Source organism: Rhizobium phaseoli (assembly GCF_003985125.1).
GTDB lineage: Bacteria > Pseudomonadota > Alphaproteobacteria > Rhizobiales > Rhizobiaceae > Rhizobium > Rhizobium phaseoli.
Genome location: NZ_ML133581.1, coordinates 97,866 through 114,629 on the forward strand (window position 1 = coordinate 97,866; position 16,764 = coordinate 114,629).

Consider the following 16,764-nt stretch of genomic DNA (forward strand, 5'->3'; position numbering starts at 1 on the left):
ACGACAAAGCTTTCGGGGCTAATTATTGATGGCGATGATCGCCCAATGGCTGTCTTGGCAAGCGTTATCCTCGCAGACCGCGCCCATCCAGACCGCGCCGTTGGCGAGCATGACGCCGTCGCTGTTAACGAAGAGGTCTTCATATTGCTGTCGGCCGACGGCGCGGCGGGTCTCCGGCGTCACCAGATCATCGAAATTCTCGATGAAATCCTCGGCGTTCTCGACATTGTAGATCTCACCATTGGCCTTCACTGTCAGCGGATATTCGGCAAGGCCGGCGACGGTCTCGGCATCGCCGGAGCGCATCGCCAGAACGAGCTGGCGCAGTGGCCGGTCGAAGCCTGCGGCATCGCCGTGCAGTTCCTCGATACGGTCATAGACCTGGTTGTCCGACTGCGCGGCGGCGCGACCGGTTAAGGTCGTTGTGGCGAGGAGCATCGCTCCGGCCAGGAGAAGGGCAGCAGAAAGGCGCGACATGGAGGCTCCGGCGAATATGTTCCGCAGTATTATGCAATTCCGAGGGGGTGCCCGCCTATCCAATTCTGGTGCCGCGCCGGTCTTTCCCGTATAAAAATCTGCCGGGGCTGCTTGACGGCCCAATCGGTTTGACGCATAAAGCTCACGAACCGTACCGTACGGTACGTATATGGGAGCCGTGACCGTGTCCGTCGATACTGCAGAGCCGAGCGAATTTTCGCCGCGCCAGAACGCTGTTCTGGAACAGGCGCTGCGGCTGCTCGTCGATGGCGGCGAGAAGGCGCTGACGACCTCGGGTGTCGCGCGCGCCGCCAATTGCTCCAAGGAAAGCCTCTACAAGTGGTTCGGCGACCGTGACGGTCTGCTCTCGGCGATGATCGCCTATCAGGCGAGCAAGGTGCGCACCTTCGAGCGCAACGGCGAGCGGCTGACGGCGGCGAGCCTGCACGACCATGTGGTCATCTTCGCGCGCGACCTGCTCGAGGTGCTCGCCGGCGATGTCTCGCTTGCGTTGAACCGGCTCGCCATCGGCCAGTCGCATCGCGACGGTTCGAAGCTCGGCAAGCTGCTGCTGGAGCGCGGCCGCCGCCAGATCGACCGGCGCGCCATGGCGCTGATCGATGCCGGCAAGAGGGCAGGGCTGCTGCGCTTTGCCGATGCCGACGAAGCCTATCATACGCTATACGGCCTTGTCGTTTCCGATCTGCATGTGCGCATGCTGCTCGGCGAACCCGGCCTCAAGGATACCGCCCGCCAGGCGGAGAAGGCGGTGACCGCCTTCCTCCGGCTCTACGGCACGGAAAAGGTACTAGCGGAGATGCCGGCTCTCGGCTGATTTCGCTTTAATGACAATCAACAGGACAAGCACAAGGGAAGGAACTTCAAATGCGCGTCTATTACGATCGTGATGCCGATCTCAACCTCATCAAGGCCAAGAAGGTCGCCGTTATCGGCTACGGCTCGCAGGGCCGCGCCCATGCGCTGAACCTCAAGGACAGCGGCGCCCAGAACCTCGTCATCGCTCTCAAGGCCGGTTCGCCCACCGTCAAGAAAGCCGAAGCCGACGGCTTCAAGGTCATGACCGTTGCCGAAGCCGCCGGCTGGGCCGACCTGATGATGATGGCGACTCCGGACGAGCTGCAGGCCGACATCTATAAGGCCGACATCGCTCCGAACATCCGCGACGGCGCAGCCATCGCCTTTGCCCACGGCCTCAACGTTCACTTCGGCCTGATCGAGCCGAAGGCTTCGGTCGACGTCGTCATGATCGCGCCGAAGGGCCCGGGCCACACGGTTCGCGGCGAATACCAGAAGGGCGGCGGCGTTCCCTGCCTCGTTGCCGTTCACCAGAACGCATCCGGAAACGCGCTTGAACTCGCTCTCTCCTACGCCTGCGGCGTCGGCGGCGGCCGTTCGGGCATCATCGAAACCAACTTCCGCGAAGAGTGCGAAACCGACCTCTTCGGCGAACAGGTCGTTCTCTGCGGCGGTCTCGTCGAGCTGATCCGCGCCGGTTTCGAAACGCTGACCGAGGCAGGCTACGCGCCCGAAATGGCCTATTTCGAGTGCCTGCACGAAGTGAAGCTGATCGTCGACCTGATCTATGAAGGCGGCATCGCCAACATGAATTACTCGATCTCCAACACGGCCGAGTGGGGCGAATACGTCACCGGTCCGCGCATCATCACCGAAGAAACCAAGGCCGAAATGAAGCGCGTCCTCAAGGACATCCAGACCGGCAAGTTCACCTCCGAATGGATGCAGGAATACCGTTCCGGCGCTGCCCGCTTCAAGGGCATCCGTCGCAACAACGACAGCCACCAGATCGAGGAAGTCGGCGCCAAGCTGCGCGGCATGATGCCCTGGATCGGCAAGAACAAGCTGGTCGACAAGTCGGTCAACTAAGCTGTTCCAGTGAAGCAAATAGCGAGACCGGAGTAAAAGCTCCTGCCTCCAGACTGCAGATAACCCCCGGCTGAGCCGGGGGTTATCTGATTCATGGCGACATGCTGAAGAAGCCTGCTCCCGAACAGATGCCAATCGGATACCGGTGGACTGTGTCCCATCACCACTGACAGGTTTTTCTGGGTTTTATGCGATTAGCGCCCTCAGGAGAACATCTGATCGCGAACGAGGAGGCGAGCTTCGGTTTGTCGGGAACGGAACTGAAGCTGGTCGGTTAGTGGAATCTATTCGATCTGCTTCAGGGACCAAATGCCTAAGGCCGGAATTCTCACCTTCCATCGCTGCATAAATTACGGGTCCTACTGGCAGGCACGCTGTCTGGTCGAAGGGCTCGCGTCCATGGGCGTAGAAGCCGTTCTTCTAGAACACATGTCCGATCGCGTGAATCGCGCGGAATGGCGGTGCGCGCTGCAACCGTTGCTTCCTGCCTCAACGCCGAAGGAAGACTACCCGCTCTACAAAGCGAAGATCCGCAAATTCTTTCACTCGTTTGCCAGCTTACCTCTTTCGTCGCCTTTTTCCTTGGAGAACCCAGCCGCAATGGACGACTATTCGCTCATAGTCGTTGGCAGTGACGAGGTGTGGAACCTTCGTCATCCCTGGTATGGCGGGTATCCGGTGTTTTATGGAGAGGGCCTGCGATGCGGGCGTCTTGTCTCCTATGCCGCGACGTTTGGAAGCCTGACATCGTCGGAGCGATTGGAGGGTTGGGCGGAAAAGCTACGAAAATTCTCTCATATTTCGGTCCGGGACCTCCATTCGGAGCAGATCATTCGCGAGACATTGGGACTGGAGCCCGAACTGGTTCTCGACCCGTGCCTGCAATTTCCCCAGACGATGAAGGCAAGCAGGGATGACGGGGAGGCGGCACCCTATATAGCCGTCTACGGGCACAGTTTTCCCACATGGTTTCAGGATACCGTGCGCCGGTGGGCAGGAGACCGGGACTATCCGCTTGTCAGTATCGGCTATCGGAACGATTGGGCTGATGAGCAATGGATTGATGCCGGCCCGGAGGACTTCGCCAGCTTCATTTCCGAAGCAAAGGCTGTCGTGACGAACTTTTTCCATGGATGCGTGTTCTCGCTTGTCAACGAGAAGCCGTTTGCATGTGTCCTCTCCGATTACCGCTCCAACAAGATTCGCGACCTGACGCGGCTCGTCCGAGCTGAACATCATGTTCTGACCGAAGATACCACCCTCTCGCATCTGGATGGTATCCTCGGCAACCCGCTTCCTCCGGGTATTTCGCAGCGGATATCTTCGCTACGCGATACATCCAACGCCTATCTCAGCCATGCCTTGCAATAGCCCCGGTCAACAGAAACGGCTCACGCCGGGCATCGCTCCCAGCGATATTACAGGCTCCGGTTTCTGCATCGGCTGCGGCACCTGCGTCGCAAGGTCAGCGAGACCTGATGTGCACATGCAACTAGATCGCTACGGGCAGATGAAGCCGACCGGCCCGAAGACTTGGTTGCGGGGCCGCGATGAAGAGTTTGCCCGAATCTGCCCGTTTTCGCCGGTGGCTCGGGACGAGGACAAATTAGCGGCCGAGTATTTCTCCCACGCGAAAAACCGAGACTCTTTCTTGGGGCGCTACGAAGCTGCTTTTGTCGGCCATGTCGAGGAAGGCGGATTTCGTTCGAGCGGCAGTTCCGGCGGCATGGTCACCTGGGTGGCAGCGGAATTGCTGCGCCTCGGGCTTGTCGACGGTGTTGCTCACGTCAAGGCGAGCGATGATCCGCAATCGGAAGGGCGCCTGTTTCATTATTCGCTGTCACGTAACCTGCAGGATCTTCAGGCTGGCGCCAAATCCCGATATTACCCCGTCGAGCTTTCCGGAGTCCTTCAGCTCATTCGCGAGGCACCCGGCCGCTATGCCGTTGTTGGGATTCCCTGTTTCATCAAGGCGGTGCGACTGGCTTGTGCCGATGATCCGATTCTAAAGGAACGAATTGCGTTCACGCTTGGGTTGTTTTGCGGCCATATGAAAAGTGCACGCATGGCCGAGAGCTTCGCATGGCAGATGGGACAGGACATCGGGAAGGTTAAACGGCTCGACTACAGGAAGAAAGCCCATGATCGGCCTGCGAACTGGTATCGGGCTGAGCTGACACTCGAAAACGGAGAGACGTGTGCCCAAGACTGGTGGCATCTGGTCGATGGGGACTGGGGTGCGGGCTTTTTTCAGAACTCTGCCTGCAATTTCTGCGACGACATCGTTGCAGAAACGGCCGATATCGCTTTTGGGGATGCCTGGAAGGAGCCTTACTCCTCTGATGGAAGAGGAACGAACGTGGTGATCATTCGCTCAACAGCACTTCTGGACATGATCGATGCGGGGATCGCTGAGAAGAGGATCGTGCTGTCTCATGTCGATTCCGACTTTGTCGTAGCTACCCAGGCTTCCGGATTCCGCCAGCGTCGCGAAGGTCTCGCATTCCGGCTGACCTGGCCTCGTATGGGTATGCGCCCGCGCAAGCGCGTCCGTGCAGGCAGCCATGGCCTGTCTCGGCAGCGCATGGGGGTCTACATCATGCGCAATTGGATCAGCTTCTGGAGTCATCGCGTCTTTTTGATCGCCGATTTGCTGCATAGCCCCAGACTTTACATTCTATGGGCTCGGGCGGCCTTGGCATGCTATCACGGGATCGCTTATTCCCGGGGGCCGATTGGCAGGATCGCCCAGCGCCTGGGCTTAGCCGGCTCCGAGGGGCGCGCGTGATTCAAGCCCCAGCAGCCGGGCAGCTGACTTGCCAACGCGCGACACATATCCGCTATTCCTGCGCGGCGCATAGCGTTCGACCATTTCCTCGCAGAACCCGGCGAATTCTTCAGGCACCAGTGGCGCACTGGTATGGTGCGGCGCGATACCTCTATGCTCCGGCGTGAAGCAGAATGTCACCGTTACGTCGAAATCTTCGAGAGCCTGCATCTGTCGGTCGAACCAATCGAGGGCATTGGGCCGGAACCGATCCGCCCAGGAAAGCCCGGTGCGCACAGATTTCACGCCCAACCGCTTCATCCAGGCCGCGGCCTCATCCAGCCGCGGGTCTTCGAAATGAAACCATTGCACCAGCCCTAAGTCCGGCGTGTGTTTGGCAAACTCCTCAAGCGCTGGTTTGGGCGTTCCGTCTTCGCGCAGAATGCCCATATAGTAGTGCCGATAGTAGGAGGAGCCTTCGGCTTCGCGATGACGCGTCGTCGCCTCCCATGATCGGGGGAGGTCGTAGAGGCTGTACCATTGGCAGCGCTCGATTCTACCCTTGAGCAACTCGGCGGTTCGTTGCAGACCCCACAACTGCACTTCCTCCGCACCGAAGGTCGAGACACCCACTTCGCTGACCCAGATCGGCAGATCGGTGACAGCGCGGATTTCGTTGATTTTCTCCGGCCACTCATGAATCTGCCAGAGGTTCCAGTCGAGGGGGAAGCCATGCAGCGCGACGGCATCGAGGTGATCGAGCACGCCGTAATTTTTCATGCGGCTGATGAAGAAGGGGTCGATCGGCGATATTCCGCCGAGCACCTTCGTTAATTCCGGATTCCTGGCTGCGATGGCGTCGGCCGCGAGGATTGCCATTTGCGCAAACAGGCTCCATTCAGGATCGATCTCAGGATCCCAGTGCGATTTGTTGTTCGGCTCGTTCCAGATCATTGCAGCTTCGATCATTTGATTTCCCCGGGGCAGGTTTAACAAACGGGTTATAAGGTCACTTCGTTGAGCGTCATCACTTTTGCACCCCAGTCGCCGATCACGATTGTCGTGACGGAGGCGGGCGCAATATCAAATCTGGGCCAAGCGTCGATCGGCAGTCCCAGAACATGACAAACCGCCGACTTGATGACATCGGCATGAGACACAAGCGCTATTCGCCTGTCGTTACCGACGCTGGTCAAAGTCTCCATCAGGCCGAAGATCCGTGTCTGGACGTCCAACATCGTCTCGCCCCCTGGCGTGCGGGCGAGGCTGCGCGTGGTATTCCAGCGGCGCCACAGGGGATCGTCATTGAGAACTTCAAACGTCTTGCCGGACCAGTTGCCGAAATTCACCTCGTCCAAGGCATCGTCTGTTTGCGGCAGAGACAGGTCGCAGGCCGACGCTATACCGACTGCCGTCTCCCGTGTCCGTTCGCGCGGGCTGGTGTAAATCGCATTGATCTCCTCGCGTCGCAGCCTCTGCGCGAGACGCTGAACCTGTGAGCGGCCGGCGTCGCCAAGCGAAATCCCGGCTGTCCGACCCGCCAGGAAAGTGCCGACATTATCATGCGCGGCGTGACGTATCAGGAAGAACGTCGCCGTCATTCCGCGGCTCCGCGCAGAACATCTTCCTGGTCATCGATGAAACTTTGCGTTCGACGGCGGGCCTCATGATCGGTGAATTGTTGCGGCGGCGATTTCATGAAATAGCTCGACGGCCCGGTCAGGGCTCCGCCCAGGCCTCTGTCAAGCGCCAGCTTCGCGCAGCGTATCGCATCGATCACCACGCCGGCGGAGTTGGGGGAGTCCCACACCTCGAGCTTGAGCTCTGCATTGAGCGGCACGCCTCCGAAAGTCGTACCCTCGAGACGAATATAGGCCCATTTCCGATCGGTGAGCCACGGGACGTGGTCACTTGGCCCGACATGAATATCGTCCGCAGGAAGCGGAATATCCAATTGGCTGGTGACCGACTGGGTCTTGGATATTTTCTTCGATTCCAGCCGCTCGCGCTCTAGCATATTGAGAAAATCGGTGTTTCCGCCAAAATTGAGCTGATAGGTGCGATCCACACGCACGCCCCGTTCGCGGAAGAGATTGACCAGCATTCTGTGGACGATCGTTGCCCCCACCTGGCTTTTGATATCGTCGCCGATGAGCGGCAGCTTGCGGGCAGCAAACTTCTGCTGCCATTCCGGTTTGGAGGCTATGAATACCGGAATGCAATTGATGAAGGCGCAACCAGCCGCCAGCGCCTGTTCGGCGTACCACTTCGTTGCCTGTTCCGAGCCGACGGGAAGATAGGAAACCAGCACTTCCGTCCGGGTTTTCCTAAGGATTTCCGCCACATCCGCTGAAGGCTCCGTCGATTCCTCGATCCGATCTTGAAGATACTTGCCTATCCCATCCAACGTCCTGCCGCGTTTCACCTCGACCCCGATCGGTGCGACATCTGCAAAACGTTGAGTGTTGTTTGGCTCGGCGTAAATCGCTTCCGCGACATCACGCCCGACCTTTGAAGCCGCGACATCGAAGGCGGAGGATATCGCAATGTCGTGCACGTGATATCCACCGAGGTCAATGTGCATGAGGCCTGGAACCGGCTCGTTTTCCCGAGCGTTATCATAGTAGGTAAGTCCTTGAACCAATGACGAGGCGCAATTGCCAACTCCCACCAATCCAACGCGAATGGATTTTGAACGCATGGCTCCCTCCAGGGGCTGCTTGCTGCGGCATCTACAAAGCTAACAAGCGGGAACCGCAGCGGTTCCCGGCCTTTCCGATTTTTTCGAACACGTCCGACGATCTCCAATCAGTTCGGGCAGGCATTGCGGCAAGGAGGGAGGAGTGGATGCTCGTCTATGGTGATGTCGAGCACATCGAGAGCGCGGCAGCAGTACGCGCATCCATTTCAAGCATGATGATGGCATGCATCGAAATGCAGCCCAGCCGCCAGCGCCACGAAATCCTGGTTCGAGCCTTCATCCTGACTGGAGAACTGGTCCAGGGATTGGCCGATCAGGAGTTTGCAAGCAAAGGCGCCGACGACCTGTCCGAGCTTCAGGACGCTGGCGCGAAACTTCTGCTCATACAAGCACGCGCCATTATGCAATCATGGCGAAACGGGTTTGCCGGTATTTTGTCCTTTCCGGATGATTGGGCAGCCGAGCTTGAGTCTCTAGACAGCGTCGATCCGGTGCGGATGAAGCGTGCAGAGGGTTACGCCTTTTATGCCTTGTATCCCGAGAGCTATATCGAGGCGGCTTCGATCTCAAATCTGACGCCTAGAACAGTTGTGATAGGAATAAGAAGCATCGGGACCGGACTTGCTGCCCTGGTTTCCGCAGCCTTGGGTGCCGAGCCTGCCTATTCGCTGCGGCCAACTGGCCACCCCTTCCAGCGGCAGCTGCACGTCACACCGGCTCTTTCCGAGCGCATTCTTGCGGAGCCTGAAACCGATTTTGCCATCGTCGATGAAGGGCCGGGGCTGTCGGGGAGTTCGTTCGGCTGCGTTGGGGATTGGCTGCAGGCAAACGGTGTGACATCTGGTCGACTTCATTTTTTTCCGAGCCACGCAGGTGAACCGGGCCCCCATGCAAGCGAGCCGCATCGGACCCGTTGGCGAGATCGGCCACGCCATGTCGTCAGCTTCGACGATCTAATGCTCAAGGCCAAAGACCCAAGACGTCGTCTGCACACATGGGCGGCCGATGCTGTCGGAGTTGCACGATCCTCGTGGCGGGACCTGTCCGGTGGTGCATGGCGAGCTGTTCGTTATCGCGATCCGTCACTTTGGCCGCCGAGCTATATGCAGATGGAAAAACGCAAATTCCTGATGGAAGCCGAAGGAGGGGCCTGGCATGTCAAGTTTGCCGGGCTTTGCGGGAGCGACGTGGACAAGGCAAGAAGAGGCTCTTTGCTGAGAGAAGCCGGCTTTATTCCGAAGATTGCCGGCACTTGTTACGGATTTATCATCGAGGAATGGCTGGATGGAACACCCTTCGACACTAGCGGTCTGAGCAGGCGCCACATCGTGGATCACCTCGGACGTTACCTCGGTTTTCGCGCCCGTCACCTCCCGGCACGAAACGGCGGCGCCTCGATCCAGAAACTTTGCGAAATGGCTGTTTTCAATATCGCCGAAGCGGCAGGATCGGATACAGCAGGAAATTTGAGGCGGGTGATAGGTGCGCCCGAGCGGCTATCACGGCGATTGCGACGCGTCGATACGGATAATCGTCTTCATCCATGGGAATGGCTGACCGCCACGACCGGGCGCATCATGAAGACGGATGCGCTCGACCATAATGCGGCCCATGATCTGATCGGCTGCCAGGATATCGCCTGGGACGTCGCGGGCGCCTGTGTGGAATTCCAACTCTCGAGCAAGGAGCGCGATCGTCTTGCCGATCTCGTCGGTCGGGAAGCGGACTGCGATTTGCGCGACGATGTACTCAGGTTTTTCGAGGCATGTTATCTCGGTTTCCAGATAGGTCTGTGGTCGCAGGCGAAAGCCTGCGTCGATTGCGCCGAGATGGAGCGCATCGAAAGCACCATCAAACGTTACCTGGATCGCTTGCCGGGATTGGTTCGACCCTGACTGCGGAAGCAATCTGGCGTGAAATTCTATTGGCAAAGTGATGGAGGCGGTTCCGCCATCTGGTGGCGGGTTCCATGTTCTACCAGATAAACTTCCGGTTCCGGATTGGCACGAATGACAAACCCGGCGCTTCTTAGCATCGCTTCGACCGCCGCCTTGTTCGGAATGAACCAGTTGGTGGGGTCGCCAGCGTAACGTTCTTCCACAAAATAAAGCTTCGGAAAGCCGCGCTGCTCAAATATCGCCGTGTCGGAGAAATCGTAATTTTTGCTGAGCGCCGCGACTTGCTCTTCACCTCGCTGCATGCATTGAAACAGCATCTTTCCACCAACGACATGCTCATGCAGAAGGTCGAGCGCCAGTAGCGGATGCCGCAGGTGATAAAGGACACCCATGAAAAGGACCAGGTCGAATTTCTCCTTGAGTTTTTCAACCTCATAGACCGACATCAGCTTGAACTCGATATCCTCACCTGTCTGTGTGGCTGCGAACTCGGCTTGCCGGAGATAATGGGGGTCGGAATCGATTCCGACGACCCGCCCGGCATTTCTTCTCTTCATTTCAAGCGAGTAGAACCCGGCGTTGCAGCCGATGTCCAGAACGCTGCACCCGCGGAGATCTTCAGGCACAACCTGCTGAAAGTGGGCCCATTTGAAGGACGGGTAGTCGCCAAGGAAATGATCGGGCGCGGTCTGAACGCCGTTAATTCGCAGATTGTGAAACCATGGGCCCAGGGCTGCGATGTCGCTTTCCAGTCGAGCCTTCTCGTTCATTCCCTACTCCAATCCGCACGCCTCGATCATTCTTTCGAATGCGTCGACGAGACGTGTGTTCGGTTACGTTTAAATCTTCTAATCGCCGACCGTATCTGCTCGACGGATCGAGGGCCAATCCCCGGGAGCTGGAGGAGTTCAGCGTTCTTCATGTCTGCCAATTGGCTCATCCGATGAATTCCACTTCTGGCAAGGGAACGGGCAATCCATCCAGGGAGACAGGTGGTCAATAAGAGATCTTCGGTATCTCCCCCACCAATCTTCGTCCGCTTTTGAGATACCTGCGGCATGTTCAGCTTTAGCCGGCTTTGTCAGATTGTGATCGAACCCTCTTGATGGTTTTCGGTTCCCGCTGAAGAAGAAAAATCCCAAACCACCTTGTCGCCATGGAGTCGACATGATCGGGCAGCGGGTGAAATCCTTCGCCGCGACGTCAACTCACCGGTCTGGTCGCGAGCCCGGACGATAGGCACGTCGCCGTTGACAGGGTATCGGCCGCACACGGGGCCACCGTTATCGTTGCGCACTCACCGTCAGCCAGCGTGTTGGCTTGCCGTCATATCCGCCGCCTTCGCTTTCCCCGACGGCGAAGTTGCGCCAGCCGCCCGCGGTCAGAAGCGCCGACAGCCAATCGGCGGAGGGATAGTTGTAATAGCGTCCGAAGCCGTCATGACCTTCGGCTTCTCCCGCCTTGAAGCTTGCGTGGAGGATGCCGTCGGGTCTGAGCGCATTGCGAACACGGGCGAAAACGTTCGGAAGTTCGGATCTCGGAACATGGAGCAGGCTCGCATGCGCCCAGACGCCGTCGTAGGCGCTGTCGGCGTCGAGCTGCTGGAAGAGCATGACCCTGACAGGCCTTCCGATCAGCATCTCCGCCTTTCTTGCAAGCTCGGCCGAGCCATCCGTGGGTGTCACGTCGAAACCCTGCGACAGCATATAGGCGCTGTCCTGCCCACCACCGCAGCCGAGTTCGAGGATTGCGGCACCTGGTGCGAGCCGCGCGAGGAAGGCGTCGAGCTGTTGCTTTGGCAGGCTACGTGCCCGGTTCGCGTATGTCTCGGCGTTTTCCTTGTAAAAGGCTGAGGTACGGTCAGGAGACATGTGGGTTGGCCGCTCGGGGATGTCGGTTAGCGTAGCGGCGCCCGGCATATCGATGCTGACGCCGCCGTTCGCGTACAACGTCCGAGTTCAGGCCGGGACTAGGCGCGTCCAGCCGTGCTCATCGTTCGTTACGCCCTTCTGCAGACTGACGAGCTGCTGGCGCAGTTCGCTGGTCAATTTGCCGGTCTGGCCGTCTCCGACCAGGAATTCGCCGCCGGCATGTCGAACCAGGCCGATGCCCGCCAGGACGGCGGCAGTGCCGCAGGCGAACGCTTCGGCGAGCCTGCCGCTGGCAGCGTCGTCTTGCCATTCTGCGAACGAGTAGGGGCGCTGCTCGACGCGCAAGCCCCTTTCTTCGGCGAGCACGATCACGGAAGCTCGGGTGATGCCCGGCAGGATTGTGCCGCCAAGGGGCGGGGTTACCACCGATCCATCGTTCATCACGAAAAAGACGTTCATGCCGCCGAGTTCTTCGACCCAGCGATGCTCTGCGGCATCAAGGAAGACGACCTGATCGCAACCCTTCTTCGACGCCTCGGCCTGCGCCACGAGGCTTGCGGCGTAGTTTCCGCCGCATTTTGCGGCACCGGTGCCGCCGGCGGCTGCGCGGGTGTATTCGGTCTCGACCCAAAGGGAGACGGCCTTCGCGCCGCCCTTGAAGTAGGCGCCGACCGGAGAGGCGATGATGCAGAAGACATATTCCTGAGCCGGACGAACCCCGAGAAACGCCTCGTTGGCGAACATGAAGGGGCGAAGGTAGAGGCTGGCGTCGCCGGAGGGTATCCACGCCTTGTCGACGCGGACCAGTTCTTCGACCGCCTTCAGGAAGAGTTCTTCGGGCACGGGAGGCATCGCCATGCGGGTTGCCGACTGCGCGAAGCGGCGTGCATTCTCCTCAGGCCGAAAGAGCAGAATCCGGCCATCGTCCGCCTTGTAGGCTTTCATGCCCTCGAAGATCTCCTGCGCGTAGTGCAGCACGGCGCTCGCAGGATCGAGTTCCAGGGGCCGCCGGGGCGTAACCTTCGCATCGTGCCAGCCCTTCTCGGCCGTCCAGCGTGCCAGGACCATATGATCCGTGAAGAGCTTGCCGAAGCCGGGCGCCTCCAGTGCCTGAATACGGTCGGCGTCCGATACGGGAGACTTGTGGAGTTCGATTTTGATTTCAGGAGAGGCCGACGTCACGGTCATTGCTGGCACCTTGATAGTAAATTGAATAGTGGCGGCGACACTACCGCCGCCGAGCTGGTCTTGGAAAGGTCTGAATCAGCCGGTTTCGGTTTTGAACAGAGGAATAATCCTTGGATGTGGCTGCCGTCGAGCAGCAAATTCGGGACCGAGCGGCTTCGATACCGGATGGCGTCTGCACCAAGTGAAATCCCGAACATCCAAAAACCTTGGAGGACAAGATTTCCCACATGTCACTGTGACAAGAAAATAGGTCAGTATTGTTGACATAATTTCCGCCGCATGGTTTGTCGGCGGTATAGAAAAAATATGAGGAAACTCCATGCTGAACTGGGACACCATGTTTGCATCGCGCTCGTCGCGCATGCGCGCATCCGAAATTCGCGAGCTCCTGAAGCTTCTCGACCGGCCCGACATCATCTCCTTCGCCGGCGGCATTCCGGATCCGGCGCTGTTTCCCGATCAGCAATTCAAGCAGGCCTATGCCGATATTTTCGCCGGCGCTGCCGTCAATTCGGCGCTGCAATATTCGGTCAGCGAAGGCTACAAACCATTGCGCGAATGGCTGGTCCGGCAGATGGCCGATCTCGGCATCCCCTGCGAACTCGACAACGTCTTCATCGTTTCCGGCTCGCAGCAGGGTCTCGATTATCTCGGCAAGCTGTTCCTGTCGCCGAACGATACGGCGCTGGTGACATGGCCGACCTATCTCGGCGCGCTGCAGGCCTTCAACGCCTATGAGCCGGCCTATGACCAACTGACGCCCGGCGGCAACCGGACGCCGGAATCCTATCGCGCGGCGGCTGCCGCCGCCGGCGGCAAGGTGAAATTCGCCTATCTCTCCGCCGATTTCTCCAATCCGACCGGTGAAACGGTCGATCTCGCCGGCCGCAAGCAGGTGCTGGCACTTGCCGAGGAGCTCGACGTCGCCGTCATCGAAGATGCGGCCTATCAGTCGCTGCGCTACGATGGCGAGCCGATCCCGCCGATTCTGGCGCTGGAGATCGCCGAAAAGGGCCATATCAACGAGACCCGCACGATTTATTGCGGCAGCTTCTCCAAGACTTTGGCGCCTGGTCTACGCGTCGGCTTCGTCGTCGCCAATGCGCCGGTCATTCGCAAGCTGGTGCTGATGAAGCAGGCGGCCGATCTGCACTCGTCGACGATCAACCAGATGGCCATCGCCGATGTCGCCGAGCGCGGTTTCGATGCGCAGGTGGCCAAGATCAAGGCCGCCTACAGCCATCGGCGCAACTGCATGCTGGCGGCACTTGAGAAATACATGCCCGAGGGCACGAGCTGGACGAAGCCGGAAGGCGGCATGTTCATTTGGATCACGCTGCCGGAAGGCATGGATGGCGCCAAGCTCCTGGCGAAATCGCTCGACACCGCCAAGGTCGCCTTCGTGCCCGGCAAGGCCTTCTTCGCCGACGGCTCCGGCGCCAACACCTTCCGCGTCAGCTTCTCGTGCGCCAACGAGCAGATGATCGAGGACGGGATCGGCCGGTTGGGCAAGCTGATTACCGACGAGATCGGCGGGTGATGGTTTGAGAGACGAGGGGTGTTTGCCCCTCACCCTAACCCTCTCCCCGTAAAAACGGGGAGAGGACGTGCCAAACGCAAGCTTGAGGGTGACGAGGTCGGTGCGGCATATCTCCTTCTCGCCGCAGGCGGGGAGAAGGTGGCGGCAGCCGGATGAGGGGCGGTGCGCCAATCAAAAAATCGTCGTCCAGCCCTCGTTCGCCGTCTCGCTCTTGCCGTAGCCGACGCGGTCGGCCACGGCGCCGTCGGCGTTGCGCAGGATGATGTCGCCGCCCTTGTTGGCGAGCTGCGGGCCACCGGATGCGGCATTGAGCGCGATCGTGCGCAGCTCGCCGGCGGCAAGCGTTCCCGCCAGCGTCTGCGTCCGGCCGTTTTCGTCTTCCAGCTTCCAGCCGTCGAGCGATGCCGACATGTCGGAGCGGTTGATCAGCGTCACCGTTTCGGCTTCCGCGCCGCCTGCGCCGTTCACCGGGTTGATCAGTGCGGCGATGATGCGCAGCGACGAGGCGACGACCGGCTGTGGGCGGCGCGTGCCTTCGCCGCGGCCCTGGCCGCCGCGGTTTTCGGAGACGGGATGGCCGGTCTCCGCGTCGGTGTTCCAGTTCTGCGACTGGAAGCAGAGGAAGATCGCCGCCCATTCGTCGGTATCGGTGAAATGGACGAGCAGCGCCCCGTCCTGGTTCGGGCCGTTGGTGGCCTTGAAGCTGCCGCCGTCGCCCTGGTTCATGTGGATGTCGTGGATGCCGTTGCCCGGCTCGAAATCGAAATATTGATCGGGCTTGCCGTGCTCCGGCCCCCAGGCCTCGCCGAAGGCATAGAAATGGATGTCGGGATCGGCGATGCCTTCCTCGACGATCGGCTCGATGAATTCTCTGAGATCGTTCTTCGGGCCGGAGAGCTGGAAGGGCGCGACGTCCATGTCCTCGCGCTCGATCAGGCCGCCGCGGACATAATCGATCGCAAGCTCCGGGCGGTCCTTGCGAATGTCGGTCAGGCCCATCGGCAGGGCTTCGAGCGCCTCGGTCAGCGCCTGGTGCTTGAAATCGACGATATTGGCGTAGAGCAGGTCGTGCGGCGACGTCTTGGAGCGGACGTTGAGCGCAATGCGGTAGCTGACGCCGTCCGCCTCGATGCGGATCTCAATATGGGGATCGTTGTCGTCATCGAGGGCGAGCGCGCTCGCCGTACCCTTCAGGACCGTGTAATTCTTCAGCATGGCGAGCCTCCCTGGCGATGGCGGGATCTCACGATAGCACTGATAAAGTGCATCTTTTGTGACGCTTATATTTCACCGTGCAATCCCGTATCCGCCCTTGCTCTATTGCTGGAGATGCGGGCCCAAGAGTTCGAGATCGGCTTCGCTCAACCGGTCGCTTGCCGTGTTCAGCTGGTGCCAATAGGGGTAGAGGATCGGCGGCAGGCTGACGGCGTCGAGGCGCTTGCGCTCTTCTTCCGTGAGCTTGAGTTCGGCGGCGGCGATGTTGTCGCGGAACTGGGCTTTGGTGCGCCCGCCGATGATAACCGAGGTGACCGCCTTGCGGCCGATCAGCCAGGCAAGCGCAATTTGCGCGGCCGAGACGCCGCGCTCTTCGCCGATCGCGACCAGCGTCTCGACGATGTTCCAGAGGCGATTTTCGTCGCGGATCGGCGGTTCGGTCCAGCCGGCGAACTGGCGGGTGCCTTCGGGCGCTGCCTGGTTGCGGCGGTGCTTGCCGGAAAGCAGGCCGCCGGCGAGCGGGCTCCAGACAAGTACGCCGAGGCCCTGGTCGATCGCGATCGGCAGCAGCTCGTATTCGGCGTCGCGGGCTTCGAGCGTATAGTGGATCTGCTGGCTGACGAAGCGCTGGTATTTGTGTTCGTTGGCGATGCCGAGCGCCTTCATGATGTGCCAGCCGGAATAGTTCGAGCAGCCGACATAACGCACCTTGCCCTGCCGGATCAGCGTGTCGAGCGCTTCCATCGTCTCTTCGAGCGGCGTCTGGCCGTCCCATTCATGCACCTGGTAGAGGTCGATGACATCGGTCTTCAGCCGCTTCAGGCTCGCTTCACATTCGCGGATCAGGTGGTAGCGCGAAAGACCGCGGTCGTTCGGGCCGTCGCCCATGCCGAAGCGGGCCTTGGTGGCCAGAAGCACGCCCTGCGGCCGCTTGCCGGCGAGCGCCTCACCGATGATGTTTTCGCATTCGCCCGATGAATAGACATTGGCGGTGTCGATCAGGTTGATGCCGGCATCGATGCACATGTCGATCATCTTCTTGGCTTCGGAGACGCCGAGATCGCCGACCATCTTCGCCCAACCGACGCCGCCGAAGGTCATCGTGCCCATGGTCAATGTCGAGATTTTCAGGCCGGAGCGGCCGAGCAGACGATATTCCATGAAAACTCCTCCTTCATCGAAACCGGATTGACGTACCTCAG

General features: G+C 59.7%; 16 protein-coding genes. 6 read left to right on the forward strand and 10 right to left on the reverse strand.

From position 1 onward, the window contains the following. Nucleotides 1-18 precede the first annotated feature (18 nt). Nucleotides 19-477, reverse strand: a complete 459-nt coding sequence (locus tag EFD56_RS23640; protein ID WP_064827953.1) for a hypothetical protein — start codon at nt 475-477, stop codon at nt 19-21. Nucleotides 478-646: 169 nt separating this feature from the next. Between EFD56_RS23640 and EFD56_RS23645 the strand changes: the two genes are divergently transcribed. The 4 genes from EFD56_RS23645 (at nt 647) to EFD56_RS23660 (ending at nt 5,170) form a co-directional block, all read left to right on the forward strand. After that, nucleotides 647-1,312, forward strand: coding sequence for a TetR/AcrR family transcriptional regulator (locus tag EFD56_RS23645; RefSeq protein ID WP_038689891.1), 666 nt, complete (start codon nt 647-649; stop codon nt 1,310-1,312). Between the two features lie 50 nt (nt 1,313-1,362). Next, nucleotides 1,363-2,382 (forward strand): ketol-acid reductoisomerase, encoded by a 1,020-nt coding sequence (ilvC, locus tag EFD56_RS23650; RefSeq protein ID WP_004668557.1) that lies wholly within the window; start codon nt 1,363-1,365, stop codon nt 2,380-2,382. 309 nt (nt 2,383-2,691) lie between these two features. Continuing rightward, nucleotides 2,692-3,753, forward strand: a complete 1,062-nt coding sequence (locus EFD56_RS23655) for a polysaccharide pyruvyl transferase family protein (protein WP_085742840.1) — start codon at nt 2,692-2,694, stop codon at nt 3,751-3,753. Between the two features lie 115 nt (nt 3,754-3,868). Next, nucleotides 3,869-5,170 carry a Coenzyme F420 hydrogenase/dehydrogenase, beta subunit C-terminal domain gene (locus tag EFD56_RS23660; RefSeq protein ID WP_126906436.1) on the forward strand — a complete coding sequence of 434 codons (1,302 nt, stop codon included), beginning with the start codon at nt 3,869-3,871 and terminating at the stop codon, nt 5,168-5,170. On the opposite strand, the gene EFD56_RS23665 is transcribed toward EFD56_RS23660, so the two are convergent. Genes EFD56_RS23665 through EFD56_RS23675 form a run of 3 tightly spaced genes read right to left on the reverse strand, consistent with a single transcriptional unit; the run spans nt 5,144 to nt 7,850 of the window. Beyond that, entirely contained in the window at nt 5,144-6,118 is a 975-nt protein-coding gene (locus EFD56_RS23665; protein ID WP_126906437.1) for a beta-xylosidase, read from the reverse strand. The genes EFD56_RS23660 and EFD56_RS23665 overlap by 27 nt on opposite strands. A 32-nt stretch (nt 6,119-6,150) precedes the next feature. Further along, entirely contained in the window at nt 6,151-6,750 is a 600-nt protein-coding gene (locus tag EFD56_RS23670; RefSeq protein ID WP_126906438.1) for a histidine phosphatase family protein, read from the reverse strand. Further along, on the reverse strand, nt 6,747-7,850 hold the full coding sequence (locus tag EFD56_RS23675) for an inositol-3-phosphate synthase (protein ID WP_064818585.1): 1,104 nt from the start codon (nt 7,848-7,850) through the stop codon (nt 6,747-6,749). The genes EFD56_RS23670 and EFD56_RS23675 overlap by 4 nt, the downstream gene beginning before the upstream one ends. 146 nt (nt 7,851-7,996) lie before the next feature. On the opposite strand from EFD56_RS23675, the gene EFD56_RS23680 reads away from it, so the two are divergent. Continuing rightward, on the forward strand, nt 7,997-9,745 hold the full coding sequence (locus EFD56_RS23680; protein WP_126906439.1) for a protein kinase family protein: 1,749 nt from the start codon (nt 7,997-7,999) through the stop codon (nt 9,743-9,745). A gap of 26 nt (nt 9,746-9,771) precedes the next feature. Here EFD56_RS23680 and EFD56_RS23685 read toward each other — a convergent pair whose 3' ends face one another. The 4 genes from EFD56_RS23685 to EFD56_RS23700 all read right to left on the reverse strand — a co-directional run bounded on the left by EFD56_RS23685 (nt 9,772) and on the right by EFD56_RS23700 (nt 12,807). After that, a complete protein-coding gene (locus tag EFD56_RS23685) occupies nt 9,772-10,518 on the reverse strand; it encodes a TIGR04290 family methyltransferase (protein WP_126906440.1) in 747 nt (248 codons plus the stop codon). Nucleotides 10,519-10,544: 26 nt separating this feature from the next. Beyond that, the gene (locus EFD56_RS33730; protein ID WP_126906441.1) at nt 10,545-10,808 is read right to left on the reverse strand and encodes a helix-hairpin-helix domain-containing protein; all 264 of its coding nucleotides are present in this window, start codon (nt 10,806-10,808) and stop codon (nt 10,545-10,547) included. Nucleotides 10,809-11,031: 223 nt separating this feature from the next. Next, a complete protein-coding gene (locus tag EFD56_RS23695) occupies nt 11,032-11,619 on the reverse strand; it encodes a class I SAM-dependent methyltransferase (protein WP_064819440.1) in 588 nt (195 codons plus the stop codon). A gap of 87 nt (nt 11,620-11,706) precedes the next feature. After that, nucleotides 11,707-12,807, reverse strand: a complete 1,101-nt coding sequence (locus EFD56_RS23700; protein ID WP_126906442.1) for a branched-chain amino acid aminotransferase — start codon at nt 12,805-12,807, stop codon at nt 11,707-11,709. A 319-nt stretch (nt 12,808-13,126) separates the two neighbouring features. Here EFD56_RS23700 and EFD56_RS23710 point away from each other — a divergent pair, with 319 nt between their 5' ends. After that, nucleotides 13,127-14,347: an aminotransferase-like domain-containing protein gene (locus tag EFD56_RS23710; protein ID WP_126906444.1), complete on the forward strand. Its 1,221-nt coding sequence runs from the start codon at nt 13,127-13,129 to the stop codon at nt 14,345-14,347. Nucleotides 14,348-14,518: 171 nt separating this feature from the next. On the opposite strand, the gene EFD56_RS23715 is transcribed toward EFD56_RS23710, so the two are convergent. After that, a complete protein-coding gene (locus EFD56_RS23715) occupies nt 14,519-15,562 on the reverse strand; it encodes a DUF2278 family protein (RefSeq protein WP_126906445.1) in 1,044 nt (347 codons plus the stop codon). Between the two features lie 102 nt (nt 15,563-15,664). Further along, entirely contained in the window at nt 15,665-16,723 is a 1,059-nt protein-coding gene (locus EFD56_RS23720; protein ID WP_126906446.1) for an aldo/keto reductase, read from the reverse strand. Nucleotides 16,724-16,764: the final 41 nt, after the last annotated feature.